Below are 15,663 nucleotides of genomic sequence, written 5' to 3' on the forward strand. Positions count from 1 at the left end.
AGCCAGTCCGGCGGGAGGAGACGCCGCCGCGCCGGCCATTTCGGCATCCCGGACAAAAGGCTGACAAAGCTTCGCACCCTCGAAGGCGTCGCCACTTCTTTCGCCTCGCCTCTGCCTTGTTGGGCGACTATGCTCGACGTCGATTCGCTGTCCGCAACGAGGGCGTGCGGGAACGAAAGATCAAAGGAGAGTGCGATGACGGACGCCAAGAGCGGCATTACCGGGCTGCGGCCGCAAATCACCGTTGTCGGCGTCGGCGGCGGCGGCGGCAATGCGATCAACAATATGATCGCGGAAAAGCTCGCAGGCGTCGAATTCGTCGCCGCGAATACCGACGCCCAGGTGCTGGCCACGTCCAAGGCGTCGCGCCGCATCCAGCTGGGCGCGAATGTGACCGAGGGATTGGGCGCCGGTTCGCTGCCTGAGGTCGGCCATGCGGCCGCCGAAGAGTCGATCGACGAAATCATGGATCACCTTTCCGGATCACACATGTGCTTCGTCACTGCCGGCATGGGCGGCGGAACGGGCACAGGGGCGGCGCCCGTCATCGCGCGCGCCGCACGCGCGGCCGGCATCCTGACGGTCGGCGTCGTCACCAAGCCCTTCACCTTCGAGGGCAACCGCCGCATGCGAACAGCGGAAATCGGCATTGAGGCGCTTCGCCAGGCGGCCGATACGGTCATCGTCATTCCCAACCAAAATCTCTTCCGCATTGCCGATGCGAAAACCACCTTCGCCGATGCCTTCATGACCGCCGACCGTGTGCTCTATGCCGGCGTTGGCTGCATTACCGACCTGATCGTCAAGGAAGGCCTGATCAACCTCGACTTCGCCGACGTCAAATCGGTCATGCGCGGCATGGGCCGGGCAATGATGGGGACTGGTGAAGCCGCCGGCGAAAGCCGGGCGATGAAGGCGGCCGAAGCAGCGATCGCCAACCCGCTTCTCGACGATATCTCGATGAAGGGCGCCAGGGGCGTGCTGGTCTCGATTTCGGGCGGCTCCGACATGACGCTGTTCGAAGTGGACGAGGCGGCAAGCCGGATCCGCGACGAAGTGCAGGACGACGCCGATATCGTCGTCGGCGCGATCTTCGACCGCAGCCTCGACGGCAAGTTCCGCGTTTCGGTCGTGGCGACCGGCCTGGAAGGGAGCCCCGTTCCCGCATCCGCTCCTCATGCAACCGCAGAACAGGTCCAGACGCGTACGCTGCAGTAAACTGCCAACAGCTATACCGGCCAGTCACGGCACTGGCCGGATAGATCCCGCCCGCCAAACGCAAAGATGCCCCATCAAAGCTTACGAGAGAGCCTCGCCGGAATCTGAGAATACGAAATTGAAAAACCTAATTATAATTATCATACTCTCAGCAACGGTTCCCCTTTCGAGCTGCACGACCACCTCCGACGTTCTCCGGCGGCAGTCACTGTCGATCACCGTGCGCAGCGGCGTGAGAACGCTGGTAGCCAAGAACTGGCATATCGACGACGACTGCCGCCACATCGATTACCCCGCCATGGATATCGTCGAGCGACCCAAGCACGGCCGCCTCGAAATCGTCCACGAACCGCTCTTCCCCAAGCTCGACGGACAAGCCTCGAAATGCGAAACCATCAAGGTCAATGGCGTCGTCGGCTATTATACGGCCAACCCCGGCTACACTGGCAGCGACCAGCTCGTCATCCGCTCCCCCTATGAAGAAGGGAAAATCGAAGAAGGCGCGTTGAGCGTGAAGGTGGTCAAGTGAGCGCCTCTGCCCGACGCCGGCTGTCGAACAGCCTCGGTGCCAAGCAGCAACTCTTCTAGACGGCCCCCAGGCTGCAGCGCATCGTTATTCCGGCGGTTCTGGAAACTTCGCGTGGGAGATTCGTCGGGATTGACAATGACGAGCGCCAAACGTTTCACCCCAGCAAGCTCTTGATCTTCGCCGTATCCTCCGCCGTCGCCGGGTTGTACACCACCATGCTGAGGTCCGGCCGCCCATCCACCTGGAAGGACGAATATTCGAAGGAAAGCAGCCCGAGCACGGGATGTTTGATGCGCTTGACGCCCTCGCCATGGGTGCGCACATCGTTGTCGCGCCACATCGCCAGGAACTCCGGGCTCCTGCGGCAGAGTTCGTCGACCAGCGGCTTCACCTGCTCGGCCGCACCGGCGCGGGCGGCGTCCACTCGAAAGGCGGCGACGACGAAGCGGGCGACGCTTTCCCAGTCGTCCTGAGCGGCGCGCACGCGTGGGTCGAGGAAGATGAAGCGCAGCACATTTCGCTCTTCGGGCGGCAGCGCGCCGTAATCGGTCAGAAGCACGGTTGCCGCCCGGTTCCAGGCGATCACGTCCCAGATGGCGTTTCGGATCAGCGCCGGGCTGGGGTCCAGGACATCGAGCACGCCCTGCAGGCGCGGCGTCACACCCTCGTGCCTGTGATAGCGCACCTCGGGTGGTCGACCGAGGCCGATGAGGAAGAGATGCTCGCGCTCGACATCGGTCAGCATCAGCGCCCGCGAAATCCGGTCGAGCACGTCGGCCGAAGGCGCGCCCCCTCGGCCCTGCTCCAGCCAGGTGTACCAGGTCGGGCTGATATTGGCACGGCTTGCCACCTCCTCACGGCGCAGGCCCGGCGTGCGGCGGCGTTCGCCACCAAAGCCGAAGCTGGCAGGATCGAGCTTGCCGCGGCGGTCTCTAAGATAGGCGCCCAATCGGTTCTCAGAGGTAACGAAGTCGCTCATCCTGTTAGCCTTTATACCATGATAAAGTCACTACTTTACCAGGATATAGCATCGGCCGATATGTGTCTCCATCCAAAACGGAGGTATCGACATGCGCGTATTCGTAACCGGAGCCACAGGCTGGGTCGGCTCGGCCGTCGTCAAGGAATTGATCGCGACCGGCCATCAGGTGCTTGGCCTGACCCGCTCGCAAAAGGGTGCTGAAGAGCTGAGGGCCGTTGGCGCCGAAGTCCATCGCGGTACGCTCGAGGATCTGGAAAGTCTGAAACGCGGTGCCGCCGAAACCGATGGCGTGATCCACACCGGCTTCAACCATGATTTCTCAAAATTCGCCGAAAACTGCGCCCTTGACCGGCGCGCCATCGAGGCGCTCGGCGAAGCTCTGCGAGGCTCCGGCCGCCCGCTGCTGGTCACTGCGGGCCTTGGCCATGCGCCGGGGCGCGTCGGCACCGAGAAGGACCCGCCCATGCCGACCACCGAGACCTATCCCCGCGCCTCCGAAATCACCGCCGTATCGCTTGCCGCGCGCGGCGTGCGCGCCTCTACCGTGCGGCTGCCGCCGTCGGTGCACGGCCATGGCGACCATGGCTTCGTACCGATTCTGATCGATTTCGCCCGGCGAACGGGCGTCTCCGCCTATATCGGCGAAGGGCAGAACCGCTGGCCCGCAGTGCATCGACTCGATGCCGCCCGCGTCTACCGCCTGGCGCTGGAGCGCGGCGCCGTGGGCGGCCCTTTCCTGGCCGTGGCGGAAGAAGGCGTGCGGTTTCGGGAGATCGCCGAACTCATCGGCCGGCGGCTCGACTTGCCCACGGTCTCGCTGTCGAGGGAAGAGGCGGCTGGGCATTTCGGCTGGTTCGGAATGTTCGCCGGCTTCGACGTGCCGGCCGCGAGCGCCCACACCCGCGCCCTCCTCGGCTGGCAGCCGACGGAACCGCGCCTGCTAACCGATATCGACCACCCGGCTTATTTCGGCGAATAGCCAGCGTGGCAATAGGGGCGGTCTCCACGCCTCAGCATGAGTTTAAGGCGGGTGCGCTGACAGCTCAGCGCGTCCGCCCCTCGTTCATATCGGCGGGATCGTAGTTGATGTCCCAGTCCTTCTCCGGCTTCTTCTTGCCGGGCGGGTATTTGTTGACGGTAGCGTCTTCCGAGCCGGTGATCACGGTCGGCTTGGCACTCGCCACGCCGCTGGCTTTCCGGTCGGCCTGGGATTTGGCGAACTGGCCCGCCGCATCCTTTTTCGGGTCGGCCATGTCATTCACCTTTCTGCTTCATCGCGTCGCTGAAATCCTTCATTTCGGGGTCGCGGTTGTTTTCGGCGTTGGCGTCGCGGTTCTTGTCCGGGTCATCCTTGGCCTTCAGGTAGCCGCGCGGCTTGTTGCCCTTCGGCCCTTCCCAGCGGGGGGACTGATCGGTGGTGCCTGGAGCGCCGTCCCTGGGTGTCGTCATGCCCATCTTCGTTCTCCTTGGTTTGAGTAGGGAAAACCGCCGAAGTCGGGAAGTGTTCCGGCAGAAAATATGGAACCGGGTCGGTCCCTATCGGTTGGTGAAGGGTCGTGAACCTCGAAAAAGGAGCCGAACATGAGCAAGACCAACGTTCGTGAACTTCAAAAACGCGCTGAGCAGCAGGTGAGGAACACCAGTGCCGGCGGCCACCTCGGCGGCACCTATTTCGGTCAGCAACCGGATGGAAAAACAGCGTCGGATACCACCAACGACAGCGCCAAGGCCCGGCCGAACGACGGCAGCAATTGAGCTCGACAAGCTGCCGGCAACGCGTTGCCGGCGAAATGACGCTCTCCACCCGAAGAGCCCTTTGCGCCCAGTGACCTGGGCGCAAAGCTTTCCCTCAGCCCAGCAGTGGAATGAGCGCAGAGTTCTCGCTGCTGGCGCAAGACGATATGCCCATGCCGATCGAGCCCGTCATTGATCGGCGTTCTGTCGGCTTACGGAGGATTACGCGCCACTGACCCGCATCATACTGAGCCGCGACCCCAGCCGCATCGACGGCATGCCTTTCGGCTCCGTGCCGCTGGTCCGCGCGACGGCGATCGCCGAAGCCGAGATCGAAGGCCGCGACCCTGAAGAGGAACGGGGGGCGACGGCGGCGCGCCAAGCGCTCGCCAAGCGCGGGATCACACTTTAGGGCATGTCCGCTTTCTCTTGAGGTCAGCGCGCCCACCTCTCCACCCTCATTCCGAGGATATCGCGGGAATAACCGGCGGAGAGGCAGAGCGCCGAGAAACAAGCAGGCGTGGCTGCGCGGTGCCGCTGTCAAACTGGCGCAACCGCATTATTCGTCGATATCAGGCTCGACGATCCGGGCAAGATTGCGGAGCGACTCCTGCCAGCCGAGGTAACAGGCCTCGGGCGGAATGACGTCGGGCACGCCGGCCTGGGTAATATCCACCTCGGTGCCGACCGAGACTTTCTTCAGCGTCACGGTGACCTCCATTTCGCCCGGCAGGTTCGGGTCTTCGAACTTGTCCGTATAGCGAACGAGCTCGCCCGGAACGAGCTCGAGAAATTCGCCGCCGAAGGCGTGGCTGTTGCCGGTCGTGAAGTTGCGGAAAGACATTCTGAAGGTGCCCCCGACGGCCGGCTCCAGGTGATGTACGGTGCAGAGGAAGCCGTTCGGCGGAAGCCATTTTGCGAGCGCATCTGCCTCGATGAAGGCGCGATAGACCTTTTCCGGGCTGGTCGCGAAAACGCGGTGCAGGCGTATGGTGTTCGGCATTGTGGTGATCCTTTGGTGAACGGAATGAACGCGCTAAGGACGGATGAGCCTTCGGTGATCCGACAGCGGATCGGTCCCTTCTTCAAGAAAAATCACTCGGTACCGTGCGGGCGTCAGCTGAGCATGCCTACGAACTGCAGGCCCATTTCCCGGTATATTTCCTGCTCATGCCAGGTCACCCTTCGTCTGTCACTGCAGGCGGCGCCCGCCCATGTGTTTCAGGCGGCTGCCTGCCCGCCCAGCGCGTTGAGCAACAGGCGTGCGGCCTGCTTCGACGAGGCCGGGTTCTGTCCGGTGATCAGCAACCCGTCCTGGACGACGTGCACGGCCCAGTCCTCTGTCGCCGAAAACTTCGCCCCCTGCTCTCTCAGCACGTCTTCGAGCAGATAGGGCACGACCTCGACGAGTTGGACGGCCGCCTCCTCCGAATTGGTAAAGCCGGTCACCGTCCGCCCCTTCGCGATCGGTCCGCCATCCGGCGCTTTGACATTGGTCAGGATTCCCGGCGCGTGGCAGACAAGCGCCAGCGGCTTTCCCGCCGCAAGCATCTCTTCGATCAGCGCGTGCGCATTGCGGTCGTTCGTCAGGTCCCAGAGCGGGCCATGGCCGCCGGGGAAGAACACAGTGTCATAATTCGTCTGATCGATGTCAGCCAGTCTCAACGTATTCGCGAGCGCAGCCGTCGCGGCCGGATCTCTTTCAAATCGCCTCGTGTCTTCCGTCTGGAACGCCGGCTCGTTGCTCTTCGGATCGAGCGGGGGCTGGCCCCCTTTCGGTGAAGCGAGCACGATCTCGGCCCCGGCGTCACGGAAGACGAAGTAAGGCGCCGCGAGCTCCTCGAGCCAGAAGCCGGTTTTCTTGCCGGTATTTCCCAGCTGATCATGCGATGTGAGAACCATGAGAATTTTCATTGCCAGCTCCTTCGACCCGGCCCGGAGGACAAAACCATCCGCGTCCGGTTTAACGGTGAATTACTGCCTGCAATCTCATGCTGAACTGGGAAAAATCATAGAGCGGCGGCACCCGCGACACAAGCTTTCCCTTCTGCCAATGGCGCCCACCGACTTGCCTCTGTGAGTTTTGAGGCGCGGGTGTATGAAGAAGGAGAGATTGCCCATAGGATCGGCCAGATCGCATCAGCATCCGAAGGACTTGGACAGTGAGCAAGCCAAATTATCGGGATATCGCCCGCCATGCCGGCGTCGGAACAGCCACGGTCGAGCGGGTCCTGAACGGACGCGGGGGCGTTCGTCCGGAGCTGGTCGAGAAGGTCATATCCGCCGCACGCCGCCTTGATTACCCGCGCAAGCTTCCCGACACCCATCGCGGCCTGCTTCGGATAGAGGTGCTGATGGTGCGTCCGGAAACGAGCTTCTATCGTCGCCTCTCCCATGCCTTCGAAAGGATTGCGGCAACCCTCGACCCATTGGTCGTCGTGCACCGCAGTTTCACCGACGAGATGAACCCGGAGGTGATCGCGCGACGCATCCTGTCCACCGATCGTCCACGTGCCGGCTTGATCCTTGCCGTGCCAAGCAGCCCCTTGATCAGCGCCGCGGTTGAAAAGGTCAATGCGCAGGGTCTGCCCGTGGTCCACGTCGTCACCCGAGCTTCCGAGCGCCTCGGAGAATTCGTCGGCATCGACAACAATGCCGCTGGCCGGACGGCCGCCCTCTTCATCAGCCGAATGGCCCCTCGAAGCGGGCCTGTGGTTGCGATCTGCCATCCCATCTATCAGGTGCATCGCGATCGGATCCGCGGCTTTTCGGACTATTTTCGCGATCATCCCGGCACCTCCAGTTTCGAATGGCTGGGATTTGGCGGCGATGATGAGCGCACCAGCGCCGATCTTTTGTGGTCGGCCCTGGAGAGGTATCCCGGCCTTGCCGGCCTCTACAATGCCGGCGGCGCCAATGCCGCTCTCATTGAAGTGCTTCGCCGGCATCCGCGCGGCGGCGAGGTGTTCTTCGTCGGACATGAATTGACGGACTATACCCGTGCGGCGCTGAAGGATGGCATCATGGACGTGGTGCTGGACCAGGCACCGGAAGCGCAGGCGCGGCGCGCAATCGACCTCATCCTGCACCGCATCGGCTTGACCGATATCGAGCCGGACCAGGCACCGATCCGTTTCATCACCATCACGAAGGAAGGGCTTTGATCTAATCAGATCAAGGAAGGCTTCGGCATTCGAAATCCCCCCTGCTAAAAACAGAGGCGGGCGCGGAGACCTCCGGCGCCCGGAGGAGATGCCAATGGATGATCTGAACTTCGGCAAGCGTAACAAACGCGGCGATTGGGCGCCGAACCAGCCGGCCGAAACCGCGCCGCTTTTCACTTTTCCCCCGCAACTGGCGGCAATCCTGAAATGGCTGCCGCACTATTTCCTTCCCTGGAACCTGATTTTTGCGGTGTCCGCGCTCGCCTATTGGGCCTGGATCATCCCCCCGGTCGAAACGATGCAGACCCTCAGCCTCGGCTGGATCTCCCGGCTTTACGCCGTCAACGCGATCGCGGTCTTCCTCTTCTACGGCGCCTTCGAACTGCATCTCTATGTGTTGAAGCGTCAGGAAAACCGCTTCAAATATAATGGCAAGTTTCCTGCCGAACAGAAAAGCAACGCCTTCTGGTTCCAAAGCCAGAACCTCGACAATATCCTGCGCACCTTCCTATCGGGCGTCATGATCTGGACCGCCGTCGAGGTCGGCATGCTCTGGGCCTATGCCAACGGATATGCGCCGTGGCTCGGCTTTGCGGAAAATCCGTGGACGCTGGCATGCGTCGCGCTGGTGGTGCCGATCATTCACGAGTTCCACTTCTTCTGCATTCACCGGCTCATCCACACGCCCTTCCTCTACAAATGGGTGCATTCGGTCCACCACAATTCCGTCAACCCCTCGCCCTGGTCGTCGCTGTCGATGCACCCGGTCGAGCACCTGCTCTATTTCGGAACGGCATTTTACCACCTAATTCTGCCCTCCAACCCGATGATCATGCTCTATCAGCTGCATTATGCCGGCTTCGGGGCAATTCCCGGCCATGTCGGCTTCGACAAGGTCGAGATCGGCAAGGACAGACTGGTCGATAGCCACGCCTATGCTCACTACCTCCATCACAAATATTTCGAGGTGAATTACGGCGACGCCCTGATCCCGCTCGATAAGTGGTTCGGCACCTGGCACGACGGCTCCCCCGAAGGCGAGGCGCAGATGCAGGAACGTTATCGCAGGCGCAAGGAAAAGCTCGCAGCCCGCAAAGCCCGCCTGGAAGCCGAAGGAGCCGCCGAATGACCTGGATTTCAGCTGGCAAACTCGACGACATCGAACAGGAAGGCGCCATCCGCTTCGATCATGGGGGACGCACCTACGCGATCTACCGTGGCCCGGATGACAGCGTCTACTGCACGGCCGGGCTCTGCACGCACGAGGCGATCCATCTCGCCGACGGACTGGTCATGGACTTCGAGGTCGAGTGCCCGAAACATTCGGGCGCTTTCGATTACCGCACGGGTGAAGCGCTGAGGCTGCCGGCCTGCGAGAACCTGAAAACCTATCCGGCGGAGGTGGTCGACGGGGAGGTTCGCGTAGCGCTCGGCTAGAGCAAATTCCAGCAAAAATGTCTAGCGGTTTTGCGTCCGGAATTGCGGTGAAAACAAAGAGATAGGGCATTCCGATTGGCCCGGATGGGCCTCCGAGAGAAAACCGGGTGACCCGGTACCCACGGGAGGATGACGTGAAATCAATCTGTATGGCGGCCGTCCACAGGATGACCACCGACCTGTTGGATCTGCTCGATCGGCGTCCCGATTTGCCGCTGTTGGCCGATCTGTCGCATTTTTCTGGTCGGGCGCGAATTCGCCTTTCCGGTCGATGAGGAAAACCACGCGCTCAGCCACCGCATCCGGCAGAATGCCCATGCATTTCACGGCCGCGTCGCTTCCCGCGAACAGGTGCAGGTCGAAATCTCCTTTCCGCACCACCGGCCCTGGGTCGATCTTTTCCTGCAGTGGTGGGACTACGGCTTTCGCCATTGGCGATCACGGCGGCGATGACGCCGAGCTGGTCCCTGCGAATTGGGCCCCAAACCCTATGCGATCACCGGCAGAGACGGCAACGACTCGATGGACAGATGGACCGAAGCTCTGGTGCTCCGCCAGATGGTGCACGAGATGTGGGCCGCCATTGCCTGAGCCGGGGCGGCGCACGAACAATCGCGCGGCAATCCGTTCTCTCGTCAGCCCGCGCAGCCGCTTTTCGACGGCAGCAATCAGCATCATCAGATCGGTCGGGGCATCCACAGGCGCGAGCGCATTGCGCAGAAGTTGGGGATTGTTAATCAGAAATGCCTAATGTATTTCTTGACGTGCACAAGTTGTGCGGGAGCTAAGTTGCTATAATATCTGGTAGGACATTCAATTAGGGGGAGCCTTCGACATGCGGAAAATTCCTGCTGCCCGCTTGGCCCTCGGAAAAACGGAGGCAACAGCTTCGAGCTTGATCGACCGGCTTTTGTTCTTTGACCGCGATTTAAATCCCATTGAAAATTTGCTTGGCAATGCGCTGCCCGATTCGGTCAGACCAGCTGCTTCCTTTTGGGAGCATTTTCCGGAGTTGGATAAAGCGGCAATCAAGCTCGCTTTCCGTTCGCTGGAAGACAACGCCCAGCCTTTGCGGATCTCGGGTGATTTCGGGAGCGCTGGATCACAAGGACTGACGATCTATCGGATCGGCGACCTGTTTGCCGTGGTCCGGTCCGAGGAATATGTTGACGAGGAGCGCGCAACCCTTTGGCATCTCGCTACCCATGATCCGCTGACTGGATTGCCGAACCGGCGCCAGTTCAGCGAGGATCTGAGCGCGCTTTTGCAGGAGACCTTAGGCGGGAGCGAGACGCTTTCGTTGATGCAGCTCGACCTCGACGACTTCAAGCCGGTCAACGACACGCTCGGGCATGCGGCTGGCGACAAGCTTCTTCAATTGGCGGCAAGACGAATTCAAGCCTGCCTTTCCCAGGAAGACAGGGCCTACCGATTGGCCGGTGATGAATTCACGGTGATTTCCGTAGGCGGGGGACATCCGGCGAAAGCGCACAGCTTGGCGGAAGATCTGGTTGCCGCGTTCAAAAAACCCTTCACGATCGATGGGATCGCCGTCTTCGTCGGCACCAGCATCGGCATATCCACCGCCCCATCGGACGGGACAAGTCCGGAGCAGCTTATGAAGGCTTCAGACCTTGCACTCTACACCGCCAAGAAAGACGGTCGCGGTCGGGCAAGGGCCTTTGAGCCGACAATGCTGGAAATGCTGGAGCAACGGGAGCTGCTGCGCCGCAGCTTGCGCATGGCGCTCGACCAACAGCAATTCTATGTCGAATACCAGCCGATTTCCGAGCGCGGCTGCATTGTCGGCTTCGAAGCATTGCTGAGATGGCGCCACCCTCTGCTTGGAAAAATACCACCGGCGGCATTCATTCCGATGGCCGAGGCGGATGGAATGATGCCGGAGATAGGCGCCTGGGTTTTGGAGCAGGCATGCCGTGAGGCGATGAAGTGGCCTGAAAACTACATAGTCGCCGTCAATTTGTCGGTGGCTGAATTCCTGACAAGCGGCCTCACCGATCGGATTTCCCAGACGCTGGACCTTGTCGGACTTCCGCCCGAGCGTTTGGAGCTCGAAATAACCGAAAGCGTACTGCTCGAGCGGACCGTCAACAACATCGACACTCTGAACACCCTCAACGTGCTGGGCCTGCGAATTTCGCTTGACGATTTTGGCACGGAATATTCTTCCCTGAGCTATCTGAAGACATTCCCTTTCGATACGATCAAAATCGACAAATACTTTATCACCGATCTCGAGACCGATCTGAAAAGCCAAGCAATCGTCCGCTGTGTCGTGAACCTCGCCCATGACCTCGACATGCAAGTGACAGCCGAGGGGGTTGAGACGCCGGGTCAGGCGGAATGGTTGCGTAGCGTGGGCTGTGACAGGCTTCAGGGCTATCTGGTGAGCAGGCCACTTCCCGTCGAGGCAATTGACGAATTCATTGCCCGAGCGGAAACATCCGAAAGCCACGCTTGACCATGACGCCGGCAGACTTTTCGTTGTACTTTTAGACCGCATGCAGATCTGACGCTCCAGACAGACGAATGGAGGGTGTATTGGAAGAGGAAGCATCCCGCTTCGACGACGACGCATTTTCGCCTATGGTATCGCTGGAAATGAATGTTGCGATGTTCAAATCTCAATGGCAGTTTTGCGACGAGATTACCGAATATTTCTCAGACATTCTCGGCCAGGGTCACAGCGATCCCGCCAGGTATTCCAACTTTCTTTCGGTCGCGGCCAACGAACTCATCGAACTGGCCTTCCGTGCGACAGACGGGCGGGGAAAGATAAGTTTCAGCCTCCATCGCAACGCGACGTTCAATCGGCTGAAAATTGCGTTTCCGCGCGCGGAAGAACTTAGCCGCCAACGCACGAAACCGAGATCAGGAGACACACCGCCTGCCCTCGACGGCGGATCCGGTGAGCTGGTCACGAAGTCCCATGGAACCGATTTGCTCGACAATTTGACAACAATATTCGGCGCCGCGATCCGCATCGAGGAGGATGGCGCCGACGGGATCGAGATCGTTGCGGACTTCCCCTCGGCCGAGGACTTCCAATGAGCCTTCTTCCCATGCCCTTCACCGTGCGGTTTGATTCGACAAATCAAGAACTTGTGCTGTCCGGCAAGATGCGGCCCGAAAGCGCCGCAGAGATCGCCGATGCCCTCGAGCTGGTGCGGGAAAGTTTGGAAAGATACAGCGGCGTCGTCTACCTCAATGTCAAACGCCTGACGCACATCAATATGACGGCCTTCGCCGCCCTGTCCGAAGTCATCGCGGCAGGCTGCCGAACACGGCCGGAACGACCGATCAAGATCATTACGTCGAGCGTGATGGCGTGGTCTGCCTCGCTGTTCGAGATGTTGGCGGCAGCGCAACCAAACCTGTCAGTCGAAGTCTACGATTCGGCGTTTTATCCGGGCCAGACCTTTGTCGAGGATGAGACTTTCATTCCCATTCTGCGCACGCAGACGAAAATGACATGGAGGCACGAACGCGAACTCCTGCCGCGCCACGGCCTGCGCAGCGGCCTTGTCATGGCCGATATCTGCTGCGGCATCGGTGATTTCGCAGCTCTGGTGCAACGGGAATTCAACCCGACGCGCCTCGTCGCACTGGACCATTCGGTGCGCAGTCTCGATTATGCCCGCAAGGTCGCCGCCGACTTCGGCCTGGAAAGCATCGAATACACTTATGGCGATGCTTCACAGATGCTGCTTCGGGACAATCAGTTCGACTTTGTGACCTGCCGGCACTCGCTGCAGATTTTCGACCGGCCCGAGATGCTGCTGCGCGAGCTTTACCGCATCTGCAAGCCCGGCGGCCGTGTTTACATTACCAACGAAAAGAATTCGCATTGTCTGGGCGAGCCGCATGCCGACTCCATAAGATGGACCTACGAGGAGGTCGCGAAATTGTTCAGGCACTTCGACATGGATGTCGAGATGGGGCCTAAAAGCCGCCACCTCCTCCTCAATGCCGGGTTTGAAAACATCCAGGTCGACTGCTTCATGGTGACGAACCTTGATGGCGATCCCCAGGACTTCGCCGATATCATCGAAGCCTGGGAAAATGTCTATGCGGGCGAGATGGCCGTGCGCCGCGGTGACTCGCCGGATTTCATCCGCAGATTCCGGCAAGGATTCAAGGATCACGTCTTTGCCGCACTTCACCCCAAGGGTTATGCTGGCTGGCCGATCTGGGCAGCCTCTGGTCGAAAGCCGCTGTAATGGATGGAGGATTACCGAAAAAACCGATAGGACTGGCCTCGTTTCGGGCAAAGTTCATCCTGGTCGTCGGTGGCGCCGTCCTCTTCGACCTGCTGGTCAGCGGCGGCCTGGCGCTGTGGAACGTTCAGAGGCTGTCGCGTGACGCAACGCTCGAAGTCGGCCAGGGTCTTGAAGCTGCCAGCCAGGAATATATCCGCACCTATGCCGATTCGACCGCGGCCCAGGTGAATCTACTCCTCAAGCAGGTTCATAACGACGTCGACACTCTGGCCGGCGTGCTGCAGGCGCAGATCGACAACCCCGTCCGCAATTCCGACGTCGGCGCGGCGATCGCCCGGACATCGCCGGACAGCGTCAGTCTGTCTTACGACGAGAAGGGAAAATGGTCGCAGAACGCGCCCGGCTCCGCCTCGGTCGTCAGCGTCTGGGGATACCTGCTCGGGCAGGATCACCAGCCGAAACCCGATATTGAGCGCGACATACAGACCAGCGCGGTCCTCGACCTCGTTGCACCGAGCCTGCTGCAGCACGGCGCTTCAAAACTGCAGATGTATTACATCGGACCGAGGGAACGGCCGATCTTCAGGACGGCCCCCTACACCGATCAGGCTCAGACCTTCGACCGCCTTTATCCCGGGCATAACGAAGCTGATTTCTGGAACTTCTTTTTTCCCGGCCTGTATGAGTCCTGGCAGGGCTGGGCAAAGGATGCGAAAACGCGGCCGGTGGCGGACGATATCACCCAGACAGCTCCCTATACGGATGCCATTACCGGCAAGCTGATCGTCAGTTTCTTTCATCCGCTCTGGACTGCCGACAGGCAGGATGTCGCCGGGACGGCCGGCGCGGATATCACCCTCGACCAGCTCGCCGAGACGGTTGAAAATGTGAAAGTGGCGCAGTCCGGCTTCGGATTTCTGGCAATGTCCGACGGAAACGTGGTCGCGATCAACAGCACCGGCGAAAAGACGCTCGGCCTGCGTGCCGCCAGCGGTGCGAGCGGAACCGGTGTGACCGGGCTGGAGCGTTCGCTGAAAGGAAGTTCCCAGCCCGCGATAGCGCAGCTGGCGCTCGACCGGGAACAGGGCATTCAGCATCTGCTGTTGCAGCGCGACGGCGACGAGGTTCCCTATATCCTCACGGTAAAGAAGCTGCCCGCCACCAATCTCTGGTCCAGCGGCCCGGTTCGGCAGGAGGCGATGCTTCTGGGATTGGTCGTGCCGGAAAGGGAAATCGATGCCTCCCTCTATGCCGCCCAGGCGAAAATTTCCGAAGCCACCAACCGGATCGTTATCTACCAGATCATCGCGATCCTGATGTCGCTGCTTATCGTGGCAATCGCCGTGTTTGCGGCTTCGAAACGCATAACGAGCGGGATCAGCGCACTTGCGGGTGCCGCCAAGCGGATTCAGGCGCAGGACTATTCCGTCAGGGTGGCGATAACAAGCAAGGATGAGGTCGGCGCCGCTGGTGAAGCCTTCAATCGGATGGCCGAACAGATCAGCTATCACACCGAAAATCTCGAGCAGCTCGTCGAAGAACGAACGGCCCAGATCGAAGATCAGAAGGAAGAGATTTCAGCGCTGAACGCGCAGCTCGAACGAGAAAATCGCCGCCTTGGAACGGAGCTCGCCGTCGCCGAGAGGATCCAGCTCATGGTTCTTCCGCTGCAACAGGAGCTGGAGGAGTTTCAGGACATCGAGATCGCAGCCTATATGAGACCTGCGGAAGAAGTCGGCGGCGATTATTACGATGTGTTGAAGAATGGAAGGCGGTTGAAGATCGGCATCGGCGACGTCACCGGCCACGGGCTGGAAAGCGGCGTGTTGATGTTGATGGTCCAGTCTGTCGCCCGTGCCCTCCAGGAGGCCGGAAATACCGACGCCGTCAAATTCCTGGCCAATCTCAACAGCGCCCTGTTCAAAAACATAGTCAGAACGAAAATAGACAAGCATCTGACCCTGGCCTTTCTCGACTATGACGGCAAGGAATTGATCCTGTCGGGACAGCACGAGGAGGTTGTGATCATACGGTCAAATGGTGAAATCCAACGCATCGACACCATGGATCTCGGCATACCGATCGGTCTGGAAGCCGACATTTCCGCATTCATCAAAACACGTGAAATAGCGTTCGAGAAAGGCGACCTCATCCTGCTGCACACCGACGGCGTAACAGAAGCCGAAAACGACGCGGGAGAATTGTTCGGCATCGAACGTCTCTGCAGCGAGGCGCTGCGCTTGAAGGGTCAGAGCGCCGATAAGGTCGTTTCCGGAATTGTCGCGACGCTGATGCGCTTTATCGGATCGCAGAAAATCTACGACGACATAACACTTCTCGCAGTGCGGCATAGGTGAG

16 protein-coding genes and 2 pseudogenes are annotated in these 15,663 nt (G+C 60.4%); 13 read left to right on the forward strand and 5 right to left on the reverse strand.

All coding sequences use genetic code 11. The annotated features are described in order from the left end of the window. The first annotated feature begins 195 nt into the window (after positions 1 to 195). Both ftsZ and J0663_RS00660 read left to right on the forward strand, forming a co-directional pair. Positions 196 to 1,218 carry a cell division protein FtsZ gene (gene ftsZ / locus J0663_RS00655; protein ID WP_207242579.1) on the forward strand — a complete coding sequence of 341 codons (1,023 nt, stop codon included), beginning with the start codon at positions 196 to 198 and terminating at the stop codon, positions 1,216 to 1,218. A 118-nt stretch (positions 1,219 to 1,336) separates the two neighbouring features. Continuing rightward, positions 1,337 to 1,747 carry a hypothetical protein gene (locus J0663_RS00660; RefSeq protein ID WP_207242580.1) on the forward strand — a complete coding sequence of 137 codons (411 nt, stop codon included), beginning with the start codon at positions 1,337 to 1,339 and terminating at the stop codon, positions 1,745 to 1,747. A 154-nt stretch (positions 1,748 to 1,901) separates the two neighbouring features. On the opposite strand, the gene J0663_RS00665 is transcribed toward J0663_RS00660, so the two are convergent. Continuing rightward, positions 1,902 to 2,726, reverse strand: coding sequence for a helix-turn-helix transcriptional regulator (locus tag J0663_RS00665; protein WP_207242581.1), 825 nt, complete (start codon positions 2,724 to 2,726; stop codon positions 1,902 to 1,904). Between the two features lie 91 nt (positions 2,727 to 2,817). Between J0663_RS00665 and J0663_RS00670 the strand changes: the two genes are divergently transcribed. Further along, a complete protein-coding gene (locus tag J0663_RS00670) occupies positions 2,818 to 3,708 on the forward strand; it encodes an SDR family oxidoreductase (protein WP_207242582.1) in 891 nt (296 codons plus the stop codon). A 64-nt stretch (positions 3,709 to 3,772) separates the two neighbouring features. Here J0663_RS00670 and J0663_RS00675 read toward each other — a convergent pair whose 3' ends face one another. Next, positions 3,773 to 3,982 (reverse strand): hypothetical protein, encoded by a 210-nt coding sequence (locus J0663_RS00675; RefSeq protein ID WP_207242583.1) that lies wholly within the window; start codon positions 3,980 to 3,982, stop codon positions 3,773 to 3,775. 1 nt (position 3,983) lies between these two features. Beyond that, the gene (locus J0663_RS00680) at positions 3,984 to 4,184 is read right to left on the reverse strand and encodes a hypothetical protein (protein WP_207242584.1); all 201 of its coding nucleotides are present in this window, start codon (positions 4,182 to 4,184) and stop codon (positions 3,984 to 3,986) included. Between the two features lie 126 nt (positions 4,185 to 4,310). Here J0663_RS00680 and J0663_RS00685 point away from each other — a divergent pair, with 126 nt between their 5' ends. Together J0663_RS00685 and J0663_RS00690 are read left to right on the forward strand one after the other, a co-directional pair. Beyond that, a complete protein-coding gene (locus J0663_RS00685; RefSeq protein WP_020921649.1) occupies positions 4,311 to 4,484 on the forward strand; it encodes a hypothetical protein in 174 nt (57 codons plus the stop codon). A gap of 181 nt (positions 4,485 to 4,665) precedes the next feature. Then, positions 4,666 to 4,875: pseudogene (locus J0663_RS00690) on the forward strand (hypothetical protein); the annotation flags it as partial. Between the two features lie 147 nt (positions 4,876 to 5,022). On the opposite strand, the gene J0663_RS00695 reads toward J0663_RS00690, so the two are convergent. Together J0663_RS00695 and J0663_RS00700 are read right to left on the reverse strand one after the other, a co-directional pair. Beyond that, positions 5,023 to 5,466: an SRPBCC family protein gene (locus J0663_RS00695; RefSeq protein WP_207242585.1), complete on the reverse strand. Its 444-nt coding sequence runs from the start codon at positions 5,464 to 5,466 to the stop codon at positions 5,023 to 5,025. Positions 5,467 to 5,684: 218 nt separating this feature from the next. Then, positions 5,685 to 6,377, reverse strand: a complete 693-nt coding sequence (locus tag J0663_RS00700; protein WP_207242586.1) for a type 1 glutamine amidotransferase domain-containing protein — start codon at positions 6,375 to 6,377, stop codon at positions 5,685 to 5,687. Positions 6,378 to 6,625: 248 nt separating this feature from the next. Between J0663_RS00700 and J0663_RS00705 the strand changes: the two genes are divergently transcribed. From J0663_RS00705 to J0663_RS00735, 8 genes and pseudogenes are all read left to right on the forward strand, one after another. Beyond that, positions 6,626 to 7,627, forward strand: coding sequence for a LacI family DNA-binding transcriptional regulator (locus J0663_RS00705; protein ID WP_207242587.1), 1,002 nt, complete (start codon positions 6,626 to 6,628; stop codon positions 7,625 to 7,627). Between the two features lie 94 nt (positions 7,628 to 7,721). Next, complete coding sequence (locus J0663_RS00710; RefSeq protein WP_207242588.1) at positions 7,722 to 8,756, forward strand: sterol desaturase family protein; 1,035 nt, start codon at positions 7,722 to 7,724, stop codon at positions 8,754 to 8,756. Then, the gene (locus J0663_RS00715; RefSeq protein ID WP_207242589.1) at positions 8,753 to 9,064 is read left to right on the forward strand and encodes a MocE family 2Fe-2S type ferredoxin; all 312 of its coding nucleotides are present in this window, start codon (positions 8,753 to 8,755) and stop codon (positions 9,062 to 9,064) included. Before J0663_RS00710 ends, J0663_RS00715 begins: the two co-directional genes overlap by 4 nt. A gap of 164 nt (positions 9,065 to 9,228) precedes the next feature. Further along, a pseudogene (locus J0663_RS31120) lies at positions 9,229 to 9,655 on the forward strand (sugar phosphate isomerase/epimerase); the annotation flags it as partial. Between the two features lie 244 nt (positions 9,656 to 9,899). Beyond that, positions 9,900 to 11,546, forward strand: a complete 1,647-nt coding sequence (locus tag J0663_RS00720; protein WP_207242590.1) for a putative bifunctional diguanylate cyclase/phosphodiesterase — start codon at positions 9,900 to 9,902, stop codon at positions 11,544 to 11,546. Between the two features lie 80 nt (positions 11,547 to 11,626). Beyond that, a complete protein-coding gene (locus J0663_RS00725; protein ID WP_207242591.1) occupies positions 11,627 to 12,136 on the forward strand; it encodes a hypothetical protein in 510 nt (169 codons plus the stop codon). After that, positions 12,133 to 13,305, forward strand: a complete 1,173-nt coding sequence (locus tag J0663_RS00730) for a class I SAM-dependent methyltransferase (protein WP_207242592.1) — start codon at positions 12,133 to 12,135, stop codon at positions 13,303 to 13,305. The genes J0663_RS00725 and J0663_RS00730 overlap by 4 nt, the downstream gene beginning before the upstream one ends. Further along, on the forward strand, positions 13,305 to 15,662 hold the full coding sequence (locus tag J0663_RS00735) for a SpoIIE family protein phosphatase (protein WP_207242593.1): 2,358 nt from the start codon (positions 13,305 to 13,307) through the stop codon (positions 15,660 to 15,662). Before J0663_RS00730 ends, J0663_RS00735 begins: the two co-directional genes overlap by 1 nt. Position 15,663: the final 1 nt, after the last annotated feature.

Origin of the sequence: Rhizobium lentis (assembly GCF_017352135.1) — a bacterium.
Lineage (GTDB): Bacteria > Pseudomonadota > Alphaproteobacteria > Rhizobiales > Rhizobiaceae > Rhizobium > Rhizobium lentis.

Coding starts and splice junctions, on each gene's coding strand:
- ftsZ (WP_207242579.1), top strand. CDS start 196: ATGACGGACGCCAAGAGCGGCATTACCGGGCTGCGGCCGCAAATCACC.
- J0663_RS00665 (WP_207242581.1), bottom strand. CDS start 2,726: ATGAGCGACTTCGTTACCTCTGAGAACCGATTGGGCGCCTATCTTAGA.
- J0663_RS00670 (WP_207242582.1), top strand. CDS start 2,818: ATGCGCGTATTCGTAACCGGAGCCACAGGCTGGGTCGGCTCGGCCGTC.
- J0663_RS00675 (WP_207242583.1), bottom strand. CDS start 3,982: ATGGCCGACCCGAAAAAGGATGCGGCGGGCCAGTTCGCCAAATCCCAG.
- J0663_RS00680 (WP_207242584.1), bottom strand. CDS start 4,184: ATGGGCATGACGACACCCAGGGACGGCGCTCCAGGCACCACCGATCAG.
- J0663_RS00685 (WP_020921649.1), top strand. CDS start 4,311: ATGAGCAAGACCAACGTTCGTGAACTTCAAAAACGCGCTGAGCAGCAG.
- J0663_RS00695 (WP_207242585.1), bottom strand. CDS start 5,466: ATGCCGAACACCATACGCCTGCACCGCGTTTTCGCGACCAGCCCGGAA.
- J0663_RS00700 (WP_207242586.1), bottom strand. CDS start 6,377: ATGAAAATTCTCATGGTTCTCACATCGCATGATCAGCTGGGAAATACC.
- J0663_RS00710 (WP_207242588.1), top strand. CDS start 7,722: ATGGATGATCTGAACTTCGGCAAGCGTAACAAACGCGGCGATTGGGCG.
- J0663_RS00715 (WP_207242589.1), top strand. CDS start 8,753: ATGACCTGGATTTCAGCTGGCAAACTCGACGACATCGAACAGGAAGGC.
- J0663_RS00720 (WP_207242590.1), top strand. CDS start 9,900: ATGCGGAAAATTCCTGCTGCCCGCTTGGCCCTCGGAAAAACGGAGGCA.
- J0663_RS00730 (WP_207242592.1), top strand. CDS start 12,133: ATGAGCCTTCTTCCCATGCCCTTCACCGTGCGGTTTGATTCGACAAAT.
- J0663_RS00735 (WP_207242593.1), top strand. CDS start 13,305: ATGGATGGAGGATTACCGAAAAAACCGATAGGACTGGCCTCGTTTCGG.